The sequence below is a fragment of the Nocardia gamkensis NBRC 108242 genome, from assembly GCF_001612985.1.
Classification (GTDB): domain Bacteria; phylum Actinomycetota; class Actinomycetes; order Mycobacteriales; family Mycobacteriaceae; genus Nocardia; species Nocardia gamkensis.
Genome location: NZ_BDBM01000041.1, coordinates 28,429 through 46,721 on the forward strand (window position 1 = coordinate 28,429; position 18,293 = coordinate 46,721).

The following is an 18,293-nucleotide window of genomic DNA, read 5'->3' on the forward strand; positions in this document are numbered from 1 at the left end:
CTACATTCCGACGAAATCGATGATCGGCGCCGGGTAGTCCGCCGGATCGATCCGCTCCCGCCACGGCCGGTGGATGCGCGCACCGGGCAGGTGCGCCAACTCGGGGATCCAACGCCGGACGTACGCGCCGTCCGGGTCGTAACGCTCGGCTTGGCGCAGCGGGTTGAGCACCCGATTCGGCCTGGTGTCGGTCCCCGTCCCCGCGACCCACTGCCAGTTGAGCTGGTTGTCGGCCAGGTCGCCGTCCACCAGCCAGCGCAAGAAGTGCTCCGCCCCCACCCGCCAGTCGACGCGCAGCGACTTGGTCAGGAAACTGGCCGTGATCAGCCGCGCCCGGTTGTGCATCCAGCCCTCCGCGCGCAGTTGCCGCATGCCCGCGTCCACGATCGGATGCCCCGTGCGCCCCTCCCGCCAGGCGTCGACGGCTTGCGGGTCCTCGCGCCAGCGGATGTCGCGGGCACGGTAGTCCGACCAGGCCGCGGACGGGCGGGCGGCCAGCACCTGGTGGTGGAAGTCCCGCCAGGCCAGCTGCCGGGCGAACGCGCGCCCGCCCTCGGTGGACATGTCGACCCGGTGCACCAGCTCTACCGGGGACACGCAGCCGAAATGCAGATACGGCGACAGCCGCGAGGTGGCGTCGGCGGCGAGGTCGTCGTTGTCACGCGCGTAGTGCTCGACCGGCCCGGACAGCCAATCGCGCATCATCTTTCGGCCCGTCGTCGCACCGCCCACCGCCAGCCGCGGCGATGTCCGGCTCGCGCACAGCTCCCCCGCGTCGGGCAGGGGCAGGCTCGACACGCGCGGCACCGTGAGGCCACGCGGCGTGCCGAGCGGTGTGCGCCGCGGCGCTTCGGACCAGCGCCGGAAATACGGGCCGAAGACGGCGAAGTGGTCGCGCCCGGTGGCGGGCAGCAGCGCTTCCCGATCGGCGGCGGTGATGGTGGCGGGATGCGTGTGCAGCAGACAGTCGCGGCGCGCGAGTCGTTCACGCAGAGCGCGTTCCCGGCGGAGGCTGTAGGCGCTGACGTCGGCGGCGACGTGCACGCTCTCCGCGTTCACCTGGGCGACCACGCGATCGACCTCCGCGGCCACGTCCCCCCGGCGCAGGACCAGGTTGCCGCCGATGGCACGCAGTTCGTCGTCCAGCTCGGCCAGAGCGGCGGCGAGGAACCGGGCACGGTTCGGTGCGGCGAAGCGGCCGGAGAGGATGGCGTCGTCCAGCACGAACAACGGCACCACCGCGGCGCCCTCCCGGTGCGCGGCGGTCAGCACCGGGTTGTCCCGCACCCGCAGGTCGCGGGTGAACAGAGCGATCGTCACGGTCATCGCGCACCCACCCGTCGTACGGCGCGAATTCTCATCCTCGGGCCTCCTCGCCGGAAGGTGCGCTCGGCGCCCGTGAGGGCCGCGCCGGCGCGGCATCGGGCGGCTCGGCCATACCGCCGACGACGCGACCCTCGCGGGCGCCGAGCATCCCGGATCACCCCGCGCAGAGTGGGACGATGCGCGACTCACCGCCCGTCGTCGGCGAGGTCAGGTACAGGCACGGGTTCTGGCCGGCCGCGGTGATCGCCGTGCGCGCCTGCTGCCAGGTATCGGCGTCCAGCGAAGCCGCGCGAGCCAGGACGAACCCGGAAATCCGGCTCGGGTCGGTCACCACCGCCCACGAATAGTCCGGGCCGAGCGCGGTGACGATGTAGTTGGTCGGCCCTTCCCTGCGATCCTGGGTGGGCACGCCGGGGAAGCTGACGTGCAGCTGCGCCCCGGTCTCCCGGTCGTTGACCGTCGCGGTGCCGTTGATCTCGTTGCGCGTGTTCGCCCACGTGGTGCAGGTGTTGCGCACCGCGATGTCGCCCTGCGGATCGAGTGCGTAACTCGCCTGCGTGTCGCGCGCGCAGTCCAGATCGAAGTATTGCGGGACCGCGGCGAGCTGACGCCAGGTGCCCAAGTACCGCTCCAGCTCGAGCCGCGGCACCGGCGCCGGCCCGTCGGCAGGGCTGGGCGCCGCGGCGGAACCGCCCGCCGCCAGCGCCGTCGCGCACAGTGCCGATACCACCCCGGCGAGCAGTCGGGTCGACCTACGCAGCAGATTGCGACGATGCACGCTAACTCCTAGAAATCGGCGACGCTGTCCACGCTAGCACAGAACGATGCATAATTGATGCATCCTATTCATTTCCCGGAGGATCGATGACGTGGCGCCGGCGCGCGGACCCACCGACAACCCGGGCGGGACGGATCCCGTCGGCGGCGACGGGCAGAATAGGGCGATGCCCGCCGGTCCCGTCCCCGTGTCCGACGCGGCCGGATACACGGTGCGCGCGGTCGCCGAACGTCTCGGTATCCCGACCGCGACGCTGCGCAGCTGGAATCGCCGCTACGACATCGGTCCACCGCAACACCGCCCGGGTAAACACCGCCTCTATACCGAGGCCGACATCGCCATGCTGGAGCGGATGCTGACCCTGATCCGGGCGGGTGCGAGCCCGGCGGGCGCGGCGGCGGCGGTGCGCGGACCCGCGCCCACGCTCGGCCGCCGGGAATCGCTGCTGGCCGCGGCTTTCGCGCTGGACACCACCTCGGTGTCCGCCCAGCTCGAAGCGCACGTGCGCGCGTTCGGCGTGGTGGACACCTGGGACCTGCTGTGCCGCCCCGCTTTCGCCGACATCGTCGACCGCCAACTCGGTGGCGAGGGATGCATCGATGTCGAGCACCTGCTGTCCTGGTGCGTCATCTCGGTGCTGCACCGCACGAACCCGCCGTCGGTGGCCGGCGGCACCACACCGGTGGTGCTCGCCTGCACCAGCGGAGAGACCCATTCGCTTCCACTGGAGGTGCTGCGAGCGGCCCTCGCCGAACGCGGCGCGGGAGCGCGAATGCTCGGCGCCGACGTGCCCGCCGCGGCGCTCGCCGACACCCTCGCTCGGTTCGACCGTCCCGCCGCCGTTCTGCTGTGGTCGCAGCAGGAGTCAACGGCGTTGACCTCCGCCGTCCGCGCCTGCCTCGGCGCGGGCGCACGGGTGCTCGTCGGCGGCCCCGGATGGGAGGCGGTATTCCTCCCCGAGGGCGTGGAACGAGTCGACAGCCTGCTCGACGCCGCCGACCGGCTCGCCTGAACGCACAACTCGGCTTCGACGCGGAGGGCCGTGGGCCAATCCATCACCGAACCCGACACGAATCCCCTCCCGACGCGCTTCGGGCTCATGCCCTACGAAAGTAGCTTGCTTCGCTCCACATTCGATGCGAAATCAATGCACGTGCCACTTGGAGGCCGTTTGCCGCTGAGCGAGCCGCAACGTTCGCGCACACGTCGCCGCACTCGGCACCGATCCGATTTGCCGATGGCGCTATCTCGCCTACGCCGAAGCCGGGTCCCACAGCCGCTATCCCAAGGGGACACCTAGAGCCCGGCTGGGACCAGGTCCCCCCGAGTCACCCCGCGGGCCTGCCGAGCAGATGACGCAGCGCAGGTTCCAGGGCCGGGGCGCGGAATCGGTGACCGGCTTCCGTCAGCCGGGTAGGAACGACGCGCTGACTCGCGGACGCCACTTCCCGGTTCCCTTCGCGGCCCAACAGGAACGCGGGACCGAACCCGGGTACCGGGAACAGCGCGGGCCGGTGCAGCACGCCCGCCAGGACCTTGGTGTACTCCGCGTTGCGAACCGGTTGCGGGGCAACGGCACTGACCGCTCCGGACAGGCCGGTGTCCCAGAGCGCCCGATGGTAGACGTCGATCAGGTCATCGATCCCGATCCACGACAACCACTGCCGCCCGCCACCGATGCGCCCGCCCAGCCCCGCCGAGAACAGCGGGCGCAACAGCCGCAGCGTGCCGCCGCGCGGGGACTGCACGATCCCGGTACGCACGCGCACCACCCGCACACCCGCTTCGGCGGCGGGCACCGTCGCGGCCTCCCACTCCTCGACCACGTCGGCAAGGAAGCCGTCGCCGCGCATCGACCGCTCGGTCAGCGTCTCGTCGCCGCGATCGGCGCCGTAGTAGCCGATCGCGGAGGCACTGGCGAAGACCGGCACCGCCGCCCGCGCCGCCACTTCGGCGAGTCTCCGGGTCGGCCCGATCCGGCTGTCCGCGATCGCGCGCTTGTGCCGCGCGGTGAATCGGCCCGCGATGGAGGCCCCGGCCAGATGCACCACCGCGTCCACGCCGTCCAGCAGGTCCGGCGCGGGATCCGCGGGGTCCCATCGTCTTTCGTCCGCGGCGCGCGGCGCGTGCCGGACCAGGCGCACCACACGATGCCCGCCGGTGGACAGGAACGCGGTCAGCGCCGAACCGACCAGGCCGGACGCTCCGGTCACCGCGACGGTCCTGGACACGAAACCCTCCCCCGCCGCCCGCGCGTGCGCCGCGAGGTCGTCGGCGAGCTGCCGGTGGCGGTAGGCGAACATGGGCCGAAGGACCGTGGCGGGCACCGGCGCGTCCACCCGGTCGACCACCCGGGTATGCGTCCGGTCGACGACCTCGAAATCGTGGGTGTGCCGCCACGGCAGCAATCCGGCAGGCAGCGAGCCGACGCCGTCGACGGTGACCGCGTCGACGAACCGGCGCGGCGGGTCGTACTCGGCGGGATCGTGCCGGGCCACCCAGCGCAGGCCACCGGGCAATCCGAGCACCGCCTGCCCGTCGGACAGCGAGTCCGACTCGGCGCGCGGTGACACCGGCTGCCACGGCGGCGCCAGGCGGGTCAGCGCCCCGGGGCGGGCGTGCCAGGCGAACACCTCGGACCGGGGTAGATCGATGACGCTCGCGTACTCGATACCCATGACCCGACTGTAGCCCGAAACCGACCCGATGCAGCGTTTCTGCATCGTTCCTCGACTCACAATCTCATAAACCACAGGAAACGGTCGATGAACAGGACGTCCGATGCAATTTTCTGGCTCGAAACCCCTCGGTCGGCAGGGCCGCGGGTCAGACCACGAAGGGAATCAACGCTTTCCGGTCCGCCGGATAGTCGGCGAACTTCTCCCGGTACCACTTGTGCGTGGCGAAGGCGCGCGGTACCAGATTGCCCGCCGTGATCAGGAAGATCACCACGCCGGCCAACGACCACGTCGCCAGCGCGAAGCCCGCCCATGCGATCAACTCACCCAGGTAGGCCGGGCTGCTGACGAATCGGAACCCCGCGCCGTGCGGAATCCGGTATTCGGCGGCGCCCGGATCGTTCTTGTCCCGCAGGTTGCGCACGATCGATTCCGAGCGCACCAGCAACGCGAACCCGCCCAGATAGACGACGAGCCCGAGCAAGAACCGCGGATCGGTCAACCACTCCGGTCCGTATTGATCGAGATAATCGTGACCGAACAAGGTGCCGTTGAGATAGCCGTGCAGCGCCGTGACGAACATCCCCGCGGCGAGCACCGAGATGTTGAAGCTGCTCCGCTTACCGGGCATCTGCCGGATGGACAGCGGGAAGAACCAGCCGCGGTTGCCGTAGTGCAACACCCAGATCGCGGCGAGCGCCAAGGAGGTGGGTTCGAAGCGGTTCGGGCCCGCGAGGTAGCAGATCGCGAAGATCACCGTCGCCGGAATCTCCATCAACCACCAGCCCAGCTTGGTATCGAGATTGAAACCGATCCCGGTCGAGGCGAACCGCCCGTAGGGACTCTGCGCGAAGAAGCCGCCGACGACCACGAACGCCGCGAACGCGAAGCCGATCGTCAGTACGGTGTCGTAGGCGGTGTTCCCGGTATACCAGTCCATCGAGTTCCCTTGCCGTGCGGAGGCGACCGGCGTGAGAACCGGAACGCGACGCCAAAATTAGAACTTGTTCTACCATGTGTCCAGTCCCGGCTCGTTGTCAACGGAGGTACTGCCCATGCCGCTGGATCCCTCGGCCGCGGCGCTGCTCGCGGCCGTCGAGGCGTCGCCGCGCGCGGTCGGCGCGCACGACAGGTCCGCGTGGGTCGGCCTGTTCGCCCCCGGCGCGGAGGTCAACGACCCGGTGGGATCCCGCCCGCACGTCGGCCGCGCCGCCATCGAGCGGTTCTACGACACCTTCATCGGGCCGAACACCATCGCGTTCCGGGTCGACCGCGACCTGGTCCATCCGCCGATGGTGGTGCGCGATCTGACCATCGTCACCACGATGTCCACCGGCGCCACCGTCTCCGTCCCGATGCATCTGCGCTACCGGCTGGTCGAGCGGGACGGCGCGTGGCAGATCGTCCACCTGGCCGCGCATTGGGAGCTGGCGGGCATGATCTGGCAACTGCTGCGCACCGGGCTGCCCGGATTGGCCGCCGCGCTGAAGCTCGGGCCGCAACTGATCGTCAACCAGGGCGTCGGCGGGGCGCTGGGCATGCTACAAGCGCTCGGCGGCGTGGGTCGCCGCGGAAAACGTGCCACGACAGGGCTTTTCGCTGCCGCGGCGAGCACCGACCTGAGCCGCGTGCGCGAGTTGCTCGGAGATCGGGCCGATCTCGAGTTGCCCGCGGGCACGCCGGTATCGGTGGAGGAATTCACGAATCGGGTGCGCAACATGCGCTGGAGCAAGGTGATCGCCGCGGGCAGCACCGTCACGGCGAGTGTGCGGCTCGGCGCGGTAGCCGGAGTGGCGGTCGTGGAGTTCGCGATCGGCAGCGACAGCATCGCGAGTGTGACGTTCTATCTCGACGGTGACTGACCCCGGGATCATCCGCCGCCGCACCCGGCTACCGCACCGCGATCAGGACGTGAGCTGTCCCGCGCGTTCCACCGTCCGGCCGGTTGCCGGAACTTCGACCACCTCGGACGCCGGTGCCGCATGCTCGGTCCAGCCGGGCGGACCGAAAACGTATCCGAGCCGCCCGCGCCAGGTGCTCGCTCCGCGCACGTCGCGGATCAGCGCGGCCAACTCGTGATAGTTGACCTTCAGCGGGTTGTCGGTGCCGATGTTCTTGATGAGGCCGTATCGGACCGGTTCCGATTCGGCGGCGAAGCTGCCGAACATGCGATCCCAGATGATGAGGATGCCGCCGTAGTTCTTGTCGATGTAGGGCTTGTTCGAACCGTGGTGGACACGATGGTGCGACGGCGTGTTGAACAGGAACTCGATCGGGCGTGGCAGCGTCCGGACACGCTGGGTGTGGATCGGGAACTGGTACAGCAGCCCGATGCCCTGCAACAAGAAGATCATCCAGGCCGGGAACCCCAGCAGCGCAGCGGGCACCCACGCCAGCCCGCGCAGGATGTTGGGGACCGGATGCAGCCAGGAGAGGCGGATCGCGGTGGAGAGGTTGAAGTACTCGCTCGAGTGGTGCACGTTGTGGGCGGTCCACATCAGCCGCACCCGATGGTCGGCGCGATGCGCCCAGTAGTAACAGAGATCCGTGACGATCAGTCCGAGTACCCAGACCCACCACGAGCGCGGCGAAAGGTGCAGCGGAGTGATCGCGGCGGCGCCGACCACCGCCGAGAACGGCAACAGGTACTGCATCAGCGGTTTCACCAGCCGGCCCAGGGTGAACGTCGCGATGTTGGACGCGGTGTCGCGGGCCGACCCGCTGTTGCCGGATCGGTCGGGATCTCGCCGATAGGCGAGCCATTCCACCAGCATGAGCACCGCGAACGCGGGAATGGCATAGCTCAACAACTCCACACGGCCCATGAGTTCTCCTTCATCGTCCACCGTCGGCTTCGACGCTACGGCTGCGCGGCCGCGAGAACATCGCGCCGACGAGGGATCGCGCGTCCCCCGCGCGGGGGACGCGGGCGGCTCGGTCGGCGGGCACAGTGAGTGGTCGGCGTCCCCGGCGCGGCCGGGCGCGCTCGCTAGGATCGCCGCGTGACTCGGCGCTGAACCGGACGGAGGCGGTGGCGAACTGTTGGATGTGAGCAGGTCGCTGGCCCGGCAGTCGGTGGTGGTCGCCGTCGCGGCGGCCCTGATCGACGCGGTGGTGCTGGGGCTGTGCGGCGTATTCGCCGTTGCACCGTGGCAGACGGCCGCCGCGATCACCGCGATCGTCGCCGCCGATCTGGCCTTGGCCGCGCCGCCCAGGACCGCCGGGGTGGTGGCGGTGGCGCAGGTGCTCGTGCGATTGCTGGCCGCATTGTTGCTGCACCGCCACGGGTTCCCGGTGCGGTTCGCCGACGTGGGTTTCCTGGTGGCCGGATATCGCGCGGGTGCATGGCTCGCCGGGCCGAAATCCGTGCTGACCATGCTGCTGCTGTGCGGCGGCGTGGCCACGGCCCACGTGCTCACCGGCAGCAACGCCGCCCAGGACTGGCGGCTGCTGCTCGCCTCCACGGTGGCCGCGGGATGCGTGCCCTGGCTGGTCGGCCGTTACACAGCCGCGCGCGGCGCCTACATCGCCGACCTCGAGCAGCGTGCCCGGTTGCGACAGCAGGAGCACCGGGCGGCTCTGGAGCGAGCGGTCACCGAAGAGCGGGCGGCCATCGCCCGCGACCTGCACGACGTGATCTCGCATCACGTCAGCGCGATCGGCATCCACGCCGGCGCCGCCAGGCTGGCGCTGGGCGGCGCGGCGCCCCCCGCCGCCGCCCGATCGCTGTCCGCGGTGGAATCCAGCAGCCGGGCCGCGATGGTCGATCTGCGCCGCCAGCTCGATCTGTTGCACGGACGCGATGACGACGGTCAGCGCCAGCCGGGACTCGCCGACATCGACGGGCTGATCGAGCACGTCCGCGCGGCCGGGCTCGAGGTCGAGACGACGGTGCGCGGGGACGCGGTCGAACTGCCCGACTCGCTGAACATCACCTTGTACCGCATCGTGCAGGAGATGCTGACCAACGCGCTGCGGCACGGGGACGGCACGCACGCGCGACTGGAGGTGGAGTACCTACCGAAGCGGGTGGTGCTGCGCGCGACCAATCCCCTCGCCCGCGAACCGGCCGCCGCCGACACCTCGGTCCCGCGTGGACTCAACGGGATCCGCCGCCGCGCCGAGCTGTTCGGCGGCGAACTGGACTACGGCAGCGACGCCGCGCAGTGGCACACCACGGTGTCCGTGCCGATCGGAGGATCGTGAACCCACCCATCCGCGTCCTGATCGCCGACGACCACAGCATGTTCCGCTCCGGCCTACGCGCCGTCGTCGACAGCCAGGCGGACCTCGATTGCGTCGCCGAAGTGAGCGACGGCCGCGCGGCCATCACCGAGACCGCCCGGCTGCGACCGGATGTCGCGATCCTCGATGTCCGGATGCCGAAGCTGGACGGGCTGGCCGCCACCGGCGCGATCGTCGCCGCGGGCGGAACGCACGTCCTGGTGCTCACCACCTATGACAGCGACGCCAACCTGTATCGCGCCTTGCAGGCGGGTGCGAGCGGATTCCTGCTGAAAAGCCTGCCGCCAGAGGAGTTGGTCACGGCCATCCGGATCGCGGCACGCGGCGACGCGCTGATCGATCCCTCGATGACCCGCCGCCTGGTCTCCCGCTTCGCGAGCACGCTCGCACCGCCGCGCACCCCGCAGGAAGTCCACCAGCTCACCGCTCGTGAACTCGAGGTACTGCTCCTGCTGGCCGACGCGCGCAGCAATGCCGAGATCGCCGCGCAACTGGGCGTCGGCGAGGAGACGGTGAAGACCCATGTCTCCCGTATCCTCGCCAAACTCGGCGTGCGCGATCGCATCCACGCCGTCGTCTACGCCCATCAGCACGGGCTGGTCACGCCGGAATAGGCGCGCTCGCCTGTGCCGCCGAGGCGCGGGACCACCCGACCACTCCTCGACGCCGGCCACTACGGCGGAGCGGCGCTCACCTCGCCGCTCCGCCGACACGGCTCAGGCGCCGCTGGGCGCTTCGCCGACGGTGGTCGTGGGATCGATGATGCCGAAGACCTCGCCCTGCGGGCCCTGGACGATGCCCATCCGCCCGAAGGGGCTGTCGTCGGGCCCGGACATCACGGTGGCGCCGAGATCGCCCGCCTGGGACAACGCCTGGTCGGTGTTGTCGACCTGGAACCAGGCCAGCCAATACGACGGGTTGTCGCCCGGCATCTTCGTCGAGTCGTTGACGCCGCCGACGGCGTCGCCGCCGGGCGTCAGGCTGATGGTGGAGTAGACGAAGCGCTCGCCGTCACCGATCTCGGCGTAGTGCCAGCCGAACACGTCGGCGTAGAACTCCTGCGCCTGCTTGTAGTCGCTGGTGTGCAGTTCGTTCCAGCAGTAGGCGCCGTGCTCGTTGTAGATGCCCGCGCCCGCGTGGGCCTTGGCCTCCCAGACCCCGAACACCGCGCCGGTGGGGTCGGCGCCGACGAACATGCGGCCGACATCGAGCACGTCGAACGGTTTCATCATCAGCGCACCGCCCGCCGCGCCGACCTTCTCCCCGATCGCGTCGGCGCTGTCGGCGGCGAGGTAGGTGGTCCACACCGAAGGCATCGGCATGCCTTCCGGCTTGGGGCCGATGCCCGCGGCCGCGCGGCCGTTGCGCATCGCCATCAGATATCCACCCGCCTCCGGCGGGCTGTCCTGGATCTCCCAGCCGAAGAGGGCGCCGTAGAATTCGCGGGCGCGCGCCGGATCGTCGACCTGGCAGTCGACCCAGCACGGCGTTCCCTGCGGCCAGCTTCCGTCATGAGTGGGCATTGCGAGTGCCTCCTGACACGGGTTGCCGATGTGCGGCCGAGACAGCCGGCACACGGCTAGTCAACCACCAGCACTCCGTGGAAGTGAGCCGATTCGGCCGACCGCTCGATCGGGTTCACGAGCGTTGGGGACTCAGGGGAAAGACCCCTTACACAGATCAGTCCCCGGTAGTCTTATCGAAACCGTGAGCGTCGGTCGTCGCTGACGACTCCGGTGTTTCGACTGGCTTGCCGGGGGCCTAGCCGGATCCTGGGTCGGTGTCTTCACTGCCTGCCGACGTCTCGGCTGACAGTGCGCTCACCTACCGGTGCTCCGGTGTAATAACTAGTCTCCTCCACATTTTCCGCTAGTCAAGAGGTCGAACCGCCGATTCTCCGAGCCGGCGCGCGGCCGCGCCGCGCACCACAGACATCCTTCAGCAAATCGATCTTGACGTGTACTCTTGGCATCCGAACCATGCGATTGTGACTGGGGTCACAGCCCCGTCGCCCGACTGCTCCCGTCTGCCCGATGGCCGGGCAGACCGTCCCGTTGGAGTCCCCATGGCGCTCGTCCTCGGTCCCGCTTCGACGAGTGCGGGCGTGCGCGCACATATCCACCGCAACCGCGCCGCCGGGGACACCGGATCCGTCGCTACGGAGTCATCATGAGCGCACCGAACCGATTCGACGAGTTGCAGCATCGCGTCGCGGACCTCGCACCGGTCTTCCGCGAGCCGCTCGACTCGCCCTACGAGATCTCCAACGAGTTGTTCGCCGCACTTCGGCACGTTCTGCACGACGTGGGCGGCCAACCGGACATCCCGGTCGAGTACCGGGAGAAGGAGGAAGAGCCCTGGGAGATGAGCACCTACGTCACGTGCGAATGCCTCGGGTGGCGCGGGGTGTGGAACTCCGAGGAACGCAGGCGAGCGGAGAACGATCTCGGCGCGACGCTGTATTTCGGTCTCCCCTACTACGCGCGCTGGGCGACCGTCGCGGCGAAGACTCTGGTCGCCAAGGGATTGATCACCCCCGACGAACTCTCGGCCAAGTTGGACGAAGTGCGCGCCCGTAGGGAGGCGCGGCCATGAGCAGGAAGTATCGGATCGGCGATCGCGTGCGGGTGCGCGACGCCACGTCGATGTTCCACACCCGTACCCAGGCCTATACGCGCGGGCACACCGGCGTCGTCGTCGAGCACCGGCCGGAGTGGATCATCCCCGAGGACGAGGCGTGGGGACGCGAGGACGGTCGCGTCGAGCCGTTCTATGTCGTGCGATTCCGTCAGAAGGATTTGTGGCCCAAATACACCGGCTTCGACGCCGACACCTTGGAGACTGAGGTCTCCGAGCGCTGGCTCGAGCCCGCAGAGGAGGACGCCCAGTGAGCCGGACCCACGATCACGACACCCACGCGCCGATCCGGACGAGCGACGAGATCAGCGAATTCGAAGTGCTCGAGACGGCGGTCCGCGAACTGGCCATCGAAAAGGGGCTCTTCTCCCAGGAAGACCACCGCAGGTTCGCCGAGTGGGCCGAATCGGTCGGTCCGCACGGCGGATCGCGACTGGTCGCCAAGGCGTGGACCGATCCCGACTTCAAGGCGCGCCTGCTCGCCGACGGGACCGAGACGTGCAAAGAGGTCGGCATCGACTGGCACGATCCAACCGGCTCCGGGACGCCGAGCGACTACACCTACTTCTACGTGCTGGAGAACACCCCGCAGGTGCACAACGTCATCGTGTGCACGCTGTGTTCGTGCTATCCGCGACCGGTTCTCGGTATGTCCCCCGACTGGTATCGCACACCCAATTACCGTCGCCGCCTGGTGCGCTGGCCCCGCGAGGTACTCGCCGAGTTCGGCTTGCACTTCCCGCCCGACGTCGAGATCCGGGTGCACGATTCGAACCAGAAATCCCGGTTCATGGTGCTGCCGATGCGCCCAGAGGGCACCGAGGGCTGGACCGAGGAGCAGCTGGCCGCCATCGTCACCCGGGACACCATGATCGGAGTGGCGCTGCCCCAGGTCGACTGGACCGCGCAGCAGCCGCCGAACCGAGTCGAGACCGCGACAGGACAGGAGGGACGCCGGTGACGAGCGGTCCGTACGAAGTGCTGCTGAACACCCTGGGTCCCGCGTCGCACCGGGAGAGCACCCTGCCCGAACTCGATGGCAAGCCGGACCCGTGGGAGTCCAGCATGCAAGCCACGTGCGAATGCCTCTCCTGGCGCGGCGCCCTGGACAACCTGGAGCGCCGCCATGCCGAGGACGAGCTCGGCGAGACCATCTACCAGGACTTCCCGGTACGCACCCGATCGGTGGTGGTCACCGCGCACGCGCTGATGGACTTGGGCGTGATCAGCCCGGAGGAACTGCACGCCCGCATGGAAGCGGTCCGGGAGCGATTCCACCGGCAGTAGGCGCACCAGAACCGGCGGGGAGCCGCGGAGACCGCCGAACGAAGCATCGCAAACGAAAAGGCCCGGAACCTCATGGTTCCGGGCCTTTTTGCTAGTAGCGGGGACAGGATTTGAACCTGCGACCTCTGGGTTATGAGCCCAGCGAGCTACCGAGCTGCTCCACCCCGCGTCGGTGAACACAACATTACACACGGGTTCACGCAGTCTGCAAATCACCAGCTCAGCAGCGGTTTCGACGCGGTATACGGACCACAAACCGTCGGCGGGACCCTGTAGCCACCCCGGAACGCGCGATGCGATCTCGGCGAGAAGCACATTCGACACCGCGCGCACAAGATTTGCCACACGTTGACCACTTCAAACGTGACGTACTTCACTATTTCGACGTGATCTCACTCACATAACGATGCGATAACTTACCACTGCCCCGGCGTGTTGATGCCGTTTCCCACCTGGAAAAACGGGGATATTCCTGTTATTCGCTTCATGCAATTCCGGCGTTATCCAGATGTGATCTGCTGAGATTTCTTCGTTACCGTCAATCCACGGCCCGGATCATCCGAGACGGGCTCGAACTCGAACCGCCGAACACCGGCAACCCTGTCCCGCGGTTCGAGGATCCCCGACGACCTGGGGACAGGGACGCGGCAGAGTTCCATCGCCGTGCCGGCGGGCGCAGGGAGGGAAACGACCATGACTGAGAACCGGAAGATCAGCACCCGCGCCCTCGGCTTCGCCGCCATCACCGGCGCTCTTGTTGCCGTCCCGTTCGCATTCTCCACCGCCTCCGCCTCCGCGGCGTCCCACAACTGGGACGGCGTCGCACAGTGCGAGAGCGGTGGCAACTGGGGGATCAACACCGGGAACGGCTACTACGGCGGCCTGCAGTTCTCGCAGAGCACCTGGGCCGCCAACGGCGGCAGGGGCTCGGCGCACAACGCGAGCAAGGAAGAGCAGATCCGGGTGGCGGAGAACGTGCTCGCCACCCAGGGCCCCGGCGCGTGGCCGGTGTGCGGCCAGTACCTGCGCCAGGGCACCTCCGAGCCCGAGCCCCTCGTCGCGGCCGAGGAACTGCCCGCCGTGCCCGAACCCGCCCAGCCGGCCGTCGGCGCCGCGCAGTCGGCGGCCGAGCAGGCCCGGTCCGCCGCGGACGAGCTCGCCGAGCAGTACGGCGTGAAGGACCAGTTCCAGCAGATCCTCAGCCAGAACAGCGCGCTGATCGACGCTCTCGGTCGCTGACCCTCCCGCGTCACGAACACCGAAGACGCCGCCATCGTGAACGATGGCGGCGTCTTCGGTGTTCGGGGCTGTTCGAACGGCGTCGCTATTCAGCGACCGGCGTCCTGGTACGCCTTGACGGCGGCTTCCAGCTCGTCCAGTGCCCGGCCGAAATCTTGGAAGTTCCCGCTGCGCATGGCATTTCGCACATTCTCGATCTTCCGGTTCAGCTCGGCCGCCGCGGCGTCCTTGGCGGGGGACGATCCGGGCACGGGCGGCGAGACCGATGCGGGCGGCGGCGTCGCGGCGGTGCCGGTCCCGTTGTTGCCCTGATCGGCGGGCGGCGGAACGGTACCCGGCTTGGGCCTGGTGCCCGAGTCACCGCCGAACGGCGTCGCCAGCGCGCCCGCGCCGGGGAGGACCTGGTTCAGCGCGTCCGCCAATGTCGAGGCGTAGCCCACCTTGACGTTGCCCGCCTCGTCCCGATAGCTCACCAGCACGCGCAGCAGCTGCGGGAAGGTCGCCGTGTTCGGCCCGGTGTTGCGTTCGTTGTAGAACGGCTCCACATAGAGAATGCCGCCGTCCGCGACCGGCAGGGTCAGCAGATTGCCATATTTGATCTTGTTCGAATTCGACAGCAGCGTTTTCTCGCGCGATACGTCCGGCGAGGTCGTCATCCGGTTCTGTGTCTGCTGCGGACCCAATGTCTGTGTATCCGTGGGCAGTCGAAGAATCGTGAATTTCCCGTACCCGTCCGGATCGGAGCGCACCGAGATATACGCCGCGAGGTACGGCCGGTTGTAGCCGGTCATCGCGCTGGTCAAATTGAACGTGGGCTTGTTCGTCTTCGAGTCGCCCAGCAGCACGTAATACGGCGGCTGATTGGCGGTGGTCCCGCCCTCGGTCGTGGGATCGGCGGGCACCGACCAGAAGGCGTTGTTGGTGAAGAACTCCCGTGGATCGTCCACGTGGTACTTCGACAGCATTTCGCGCTGGACCTTGAACAGATCCTCCGGATAGCGGAAGTGCGCCCGCAGTTCCGGCGAGATCTCGCTCTCCGGCTTCACCGCACCGGGGAACACCCCGCGCCATGCCTGCAGCACCGGATCCGACGAGTCCACCTCGTACAGGGTGACGCTGCCGTCGTACGCGTCGACCGTGGCCTTCACCGAGTTACGGATGTAGCTGACCGACTTGCGCGGCAGCAGACGCCCGGTCTTCTTGTCGATGCTGTCCTCGACCGCGCCCTCCAGCTCGGTGTTCTGCGCGTACGGGTAGTTGTCCAGCGTGGTGTAGGCGTCCACGATCCAGACGATCCGTCCGTCCACCACCGAGGGGTAGGCGTTCCCGTCGGTGGTCAGCCAGGGCGCGACCTTCTGCACCCGCTCGCGCGGGCTGCGGTTGAAGATGATCTTCGAGTCGTCACCGATGGCCGAGGAGAAAAGGATGTTGCGCTCGGCGTACTTGGCCGCGAAGGCCAACCGGTTGAACCAGTTGCCGATCGGCACGCCGCCCTTGCCGGTGTAGGTGAATTGCGCTGTGTCGGAGTCGTACTCGCGCGGACGCTGGCCGTCCATCGCGCCGACGATCGCGTAGTCCGGGTTCGCCTGTGAGATCAGCTCGCCGAAATACACCCGCGGCTGGTCCACCCTGATCCGCTGCTTGTCCGCGGGCGTGAACAGGTCGCTCACCATGAAGATCGGGTAACCGCCGTCGCCGCTGCCCCCGGCGGCGTTGGGATCGTCCGACGGCGGCTTGTTCACCCGGTTGGCGGGGGCGGCGACGAAGCCGTTGCCGTGGGTGTAGACGGTGTGCCGGTTGATCCAGTCGGTCTGGTTGCCGCTCAGCGCCGCGGGCGAGAGCTCCCTGGCGGCGACGATGTAGTCCTGTACGTCGCCGTCGAGGTTGTAGCGGTCGATATCCAGTGACTCCGGGAAACCGTAGAAGTTCTTCAGCTGGCGCAGCTGAGTGAACGTGGGCGAGAGGATGTTCGGATCGAGCAACCTGGCGTTGCCGATGGTGGCGGCGTCCACCGGCACCTCGAGCGGGTTCTTGTTGCTCTCGCCCTTGTAGTCCTTGTAGTCGATCCTGTCATCGGTGATGCCGAACGCCTGCCTGGTCGCGGCGATGTTGCGTTGGATGTACTCGCTCTCCTTGTCCGCGGCGTTGGGACGCACGGAGAACTGCTCGACCACCAGCGGCCACACCGCGCCGACCAGGATCGAGGACAGCACCAGCAGCGCGGCGGCCATCGCGGGCACCCGCAGATCGCGCAGCACGATGCCGGCGAAGAAGGCCAGCGCGCAGATCACCGCGATGGACAGCAGGATCAGCTTCGCGGGCAGAACCGCGTTGATGTCGGTGAACGAACCGCCGGTGAAGGTGGGCTCCTTGCGGCTGCTGGAGAGCAGTTCGTACCGGTCGAACCAGTACGCGATCGCCTTGAGCAGCACGAAGGTTCCGGCCAGCAGCGCGAGCTGGATCCGCGCGGCGCGGGTGAGCGTGCCCTCGCGACCGGTCAGGCGCAGTCCGCCGAAGACGTAGTGGGTGACCAGGCTGGCGAAGAACGCGATGACCACCGCGACGAAGAGCCAGTTCACCACCATGCGGTAGAAGGGCAGGTCGAAGGCGTAGAAGCCGACGTCGAGGCCGAACTCCGGGTCCTTCTCGCCGAACGAACCGCCGTGCAGGAACAACTGCACCGTCACCCAGTTCGACTGCGCCACCAGGCCCGACAGCAGGCCGAGCAGCACCGGGATGCCGATGCCGAACAGCCGCAGCCTGCTCATCACGGTGGTGCGGTAGCGCGCGATCGGATCGTTCGGGCCGGCCACCGGCACGAACACCGGCCTGGACCGGTAGGCCATCAGCAGCGCCAGCCAGACCACCAGTCCGACGAAAGCCGCCACGACGAGGAATAGCAGGACCCGGGTTCGCAACACCGTGAGATACACGTTGCGGAAACCGACCTCGCCGAACCACAGCCAATTCGTGTAGGTGTCCGTCAGCCGCGGCCCGAGCAGCAGCAATGCCGCCAGGACGATGGCTGCCACCAGCAGCACACGGCTGCGTCGGGACAGCGAAGGTAAGCCGGTGGGGGGCCGCATGCCCACGATGCCACTCTCCAAGGTCCGGCGACGCTCGCACCGAGAGGCCCGGCCGATGCGCCGCAGTCCGATGTTGCGGGTGGTCCTTCCGGACCGTCCCGGCCCACTCTACGGAAATCGGACACCGTGCAGCTGACAGGGTTGCGCTTGCCGCGCCGGAGAAACCAACCTCCGGGCTTCCGGCTGCCCCCGTGGGCGGTTTGGTTGGATGGTCGCGTGACCCCAGACCTGCACGCCGAACTCGTCCTTGCCCGATCCGTCCGGGAGGTGGCGGAATTCGTCGACGCCGAGGGGTGGGGGAATCCCCCGCAGATGTTCGCCTTGGTGCCGACCGCGGACCTGGTCGCGGCGCAGCCGGAACTGGAGGAGCAACTCGACGAGGGCGACGAGCTGACGCCGGTCGCGCAGGAGGCTTTCCCGGACGACATCACCGGCGGTTCGATCGCCTTGGACGAGTTCCTGGCCACCACCAGCTGGCCTCCCGCCGTCCGCGGTTGCGTGCTGGTGCAGGAGATCGTGGTGCTCCCGCCGGACGCCGAGTCGACGCTCGACGACGCGCTCGCGCCGCTGCTGGCCGATCACGACGCCGCCGACGCGGCCGCGCGCGCCGCCGCCGAAGCGCACCCGGAGCGCCGGGAGGCCCGGTTGTTCGCCGCGGTGCTGCGCGACGGCGCGTCGCTGTGCCTGCTGCAGCTGCGCCCCGAGGACGACGCCGACGATTTCGGCGACCTCGACCTGCGCACCTATCCCAACCTGGCGCCCAACCTGGTCGAGGCCCTGCACCATACGTTCGAGTGAACGAACCCGGTCAGGTGCTCGGCCGGCTCGCCACGGACATCGGACGCCCGCAGGGCCCCACCGCCACGGCGGCGCTGCTGCCCGCCGCAATCCCGGATGCAGGGCCCGGAGCGGCCGGAGAGCGAGAGCCTGCTGCTCCTCGCCGCACGGGAAGCCGCCCACCTGCCCTGCTGAGCCCTCGCGGTGAACACCCGAACGGCTCGCACGGCTTCCGGCCGG

17 protein-coding genes and 1 tRNA gene are annotated in these 18,293 nt (G+C 68.7%); 10 read left to right on the plus strand and 8 right to left on the minus strand.

All coding sequences use genetic code 11. The features are described 5' to 3' along the window. Positions 1-1,326: a cryptochrome/photolyase family protein gene (locus NG1_RS26710; RefSeq protein WP_062975283.1), complete on the minus strand. Its 1,326-nt coding sequence runs from the start codon at positions 1,324-1,326 to the stop codon at positions 1-3. Positions 1,327-1,480: 154 nt separating this feature from the next. Continuing rightward, positions 1,481-2,104, minus strand: a complete 624-nt coding sequence (locus NG1_RS26715; protein ID WP_309247304.1) for a lipocalin family protein — start codon at positions 2,102-2,104, stop codon at positions 1,481-1,483. 166 nt (positions 2,105-2,270) lie between these two features. On the opposite strand from NG1_RS26715, the gene NG1_RS26720 reads away from it, so the two are divergent. Beyond that, the gene (locus NG1_RS26720) at positions 2,271-3,116 is read left to right on the plus strand and encodes a MerR family transcriptional regulator (RefSeq protein WP_062975347.1); all 846 of its coding nucleotides are present in this window, start codon (positions 2,271-2,273) and stop codon (positions 3,114-3,116) included. A 316-nt stretch (positions 3,117-3,432) separates the two neighbouring features. Here the strand turns inward: NG1_RS26720 and NG1_RS26725 are convergent, their stop codons facing one another. Then, on the minus strand, positions 3,433-4,782 hold the full coding sequence (locus NG1_RS26725) for a TIGR01777 family oxidoreductase (RefSeq protein WP_062975286.1): 1,350 nt from the start codon (positions 4,780-4,782) through the stop codon (positions 3,433-3,435). 148 nt (positions 4,783-4,930) lie between these two features. After that, positions 4,931-5,722 (minus strand): phosphatidylethanolamine N-methyltransferase family domain-containing protein, encoded by a 792-nt coding sequence (locus NG1_RS26730; RefSeq protein ID WP_062975289.1) that lies wholly within the window; start codon positions 5,720-5,722, stop codon positions 4,931-4,933. Positions 5,723-5,837: 115 nt separating this feature from the next. Here NG1_RS26730 and NG1_RS26735 point away from each other — a divergent pair, with 115 nt between their 5' ends. Continuing rightward, on the plus strand, positions 5,838-6,644 hold the full coding sequence (locus tag NG1_RS26735; RefSeq protein WP_063910444.1) for a nuclear transport factor 2 family protein: 807 nt from the start codon (positions 5,838-5,840) through the stop codon (positions 6,642-6,644). Between the two features lie 42 nt (positions 6,645-6,686). On the opposite strand, the gene NG1_RS26740 is transcribed toward NG1_RS26735, so the two are convergent. Beyond that, positions 6,687-7,607: a sterol desaturase family protein gene (locus tag NG1_RS26740; protein ID WP_084499210.1), complete on the minus strand. Its 921-nt coding sequence runs from the start codon at positions 7,605-7,607 to the stop codon at positions 6,687-6,689. Between the two features lie 223 nt (positions 7,608-7,830). On the opposite strand from NG1_RS26740, the gene NG1_RS26745 reads away from it, so the two are divergent. After that, complete coding sequence (locus NG1_RS26745; protein WP_245660069.1) at positions 7,831-8,988, plus strand: sensor histidine kinase; 1,158 nt, start codon at positions 7,831-7,833, stop codon at positions 8,986-8,988. Further along, the gene (locus NG1_RS26750) at positions 8,985-9,641 is read left to right on the plus strand and encodes a response regulator (RefSeq protein ID WP_083863975.1); all 657 of its coding nucleotides are present in this window, start codon (positions 8,985-8,987) and stop codon (positions 9,639-9,641) included. Before NG1_RS26745 ends, NG1_RS26750 begins: the two co-directional genes overlap by 4 nt. Before the next feature lie 102 nt (positions 9,642-9,743). Here the strand turns inward: NG1_RS26750 and NG1_RS26755 are convergent, their stop codons facing one another. Then, positions 9,744-10,550 carry a VOC family protein gene (locus NG1_RS26755; protein WP_062975293.1) on the minus strand — a complete coding sequence of 269 codons (807 nt, stop codon included), beginning with the start codon at positions 10,548-10,550 and terminating at the stop codon, positions 9,744-9,746. Between the two features lie 646 nt (positions 10,551-11,196). On the opposite strand from NG1_RS26755, the gene NG1_RS38880 reads away from it, so the two are divergent. Genes NG1_RS38880 through NG1_RS26775 form a run of 4 tightly spaced genes read left to right on the plus strand, consistent with a single transcriptional unit; the run spans position 11,197 to position 12,951 of the window. After that, the gene (locus NG1_RS38880) at positions 11,197-11,622 is read left to right on the plus strand and encodes an SH3-like domain-containing protein (RefSeq protein ID WP_040868945.1); all 426 of its coding nucleotides are present in this window, start codon (positions 11,197-11,199) and stop codon (positions 11,620-11,622) included. Beyond that, positions 11,619-11,918, plus strand: a complete 300-nt coding sequence (locus tag NG1_RS38885; protein ID WP_062975296.1) for an SH3-like domain-containing protein — start codon at positions 11,619-11,621, stop codon at positions 11,916-11,918. Before NG1_RS38880 ends, NG1_RS38885 begins: the two co-directional genes overlap by 4 nt. Continuing rightward, on the plus strand, positions 11,915-12,625 hold the full coding sequence (gene scnC / locus NG1_RS26770) for a thiocyanate hydrolase subunit gamma (protein ID WP_062975298.1): 711 nt from the start codon (positions 11,915-11,917) through the stop codon (positions 12,623-12,625). The genes NG1_RS38885 and scnC overlap by 4 nt, the downstream gene beginning before the upstream one ends. Further along, complete coding sequence (locus tag NG1_RS26775; protein WP_062975300.1) at positions 12,622-12,951, plus strand: SH3-like domain-containing protein; 330 nt, start codon at positions 12,622-12,624, stop codon at positions 12,949-12,951. The genes scnC and NG1_RS26775 overlap by 4 nt, the downstream gene beginning before the upstream one ends. A gap of 95 nt (positions 12,952-13,046) precedes the next feature. On the opposite strand, the gene NG1_RS26780 is transcribed toward NG1_RS26775, so the two are convergent. Then, positions 13,047-13,120 (minus strand) — tRNA-Met (locus NG1_RS26780). 524 nt (positions 13,121-13,644) lie between these two features. Between NG1_RS26780 and NG1_RS26785 the strand changes: the two genes are divergently transcribed. Then, entirely contained in the window at positions 13,645-14,190 is a 546-nt protein-coding gene (locus NG1_RS26785) for a transglycosylase family protein (RefSeq protein WP_062975302.1), read from the plus strand. A gap of 89 nt (positions 14,191-14,279) precedes the next feature. On the opposite strand, the gene NG1_RS26790 is transcribed toward NG1_RS26785, so the two are convergent. Further along, positions 14,280-17,282 (minus strand): UPF0182 family protein, encoded by a 3,003-nt coding sequence (locus NG1_RS26790; protein ID WP_062975351.1) that lies wholly within the window; start codon positions 17,280-17,282, stop codon positions 14,280-14,282. Between the two features lie 210 nt (positions 17,283-17,492). Here NG1_RS26790 and NG1_RS26795 point away from each other — a divergent pair, with 210 nt between their 5' ends. Beyond that, the gene (locus NG1_RS26795; protein WP_040868954.1) at positions 17,493-18,074 is read left to right on the plus strand and encodes a PPA1309 family protein; all 582 of its coding nucleotides are present in this window, start codon (positions 17,493-17,495) and stop codon (positions 18,072-18,074) included. The last annotated feature ends 219 nt before the right edge of the window (positions 18,075-18,293 follow it).

Bases quoted from the DNA above. Each gene is read 5' to 3' on its own strand.
- NG1_RS26740 (WP_084499210.1), bottom strand. From the start codon at position 7,607: ATGGGCCGTGTGGAGTTGTTGAGCTATGCCATTCCCGCGTTCGCGGTG.
- NG1_RS26730 (WP_062975289.1), bottom strand. From the start codon at position 5,722: ATGGACTGGTATACCGGGAACACCGCCTACGACACCGTACTGACGATC.
- NG1_RS26710 (WP_062975283.1), bottom strand. From the start codon at position 1,326: ATGACCGTGACGATCGCTCTGTTCACCCGCGACCTGCGGGTGCGGGAC.
- NG1_RS26725 (WP_062975286.1), bottom strand. From the start codon at position 4,782: ATGGGTATCGAGTACGCGAGCGTCATCGATCTACCCCGGTCCGAGGTG.
- NG1_RS26720 (WP_062975347.1), top strand. From the start codon at position 2,271: ATGCCCGCCGGTCCCGTCCCCGTGTCCGACGCGGCCGGATACACGGTG.
- NG1_RS26735 (WP_063910444.1), top strand. From the start codon at position 5,838: ATGCCGCTGGATCCCTCGGCCGCGGCGCTGCTCGCGGCCGTCGAGGCG.
- NG1_RS38880 (WP_040868945.1), top strand. From the start codon at position 11,197: ATGAGCGCACCGAACCGATTCGACGAGTTGCAGCATCGCGTCGCGGAC.
- NG1_RS26755 (WP_062975293.1), bottom strand. From the start codon at position 10,550: ATGCCCACTCATGACGGAAGCTGGCCGCAGGGAACGCCGTGCTGGGTC.
- NG1_RS26785 (WP_062975302.1), top strand. From the start codon at position 13,645: ATGACTGAGAACCGGAAGATCAGCACCCGCGCCCTCGGCTTCGCCGCC.
- NG1_RS38885 (WP_062975296.1), top strand. From the start codon at position 11,619: ATGAGCAGGAAGTATCGGATCGGCGATCGCGTGCGGGTGCGCGACGCC.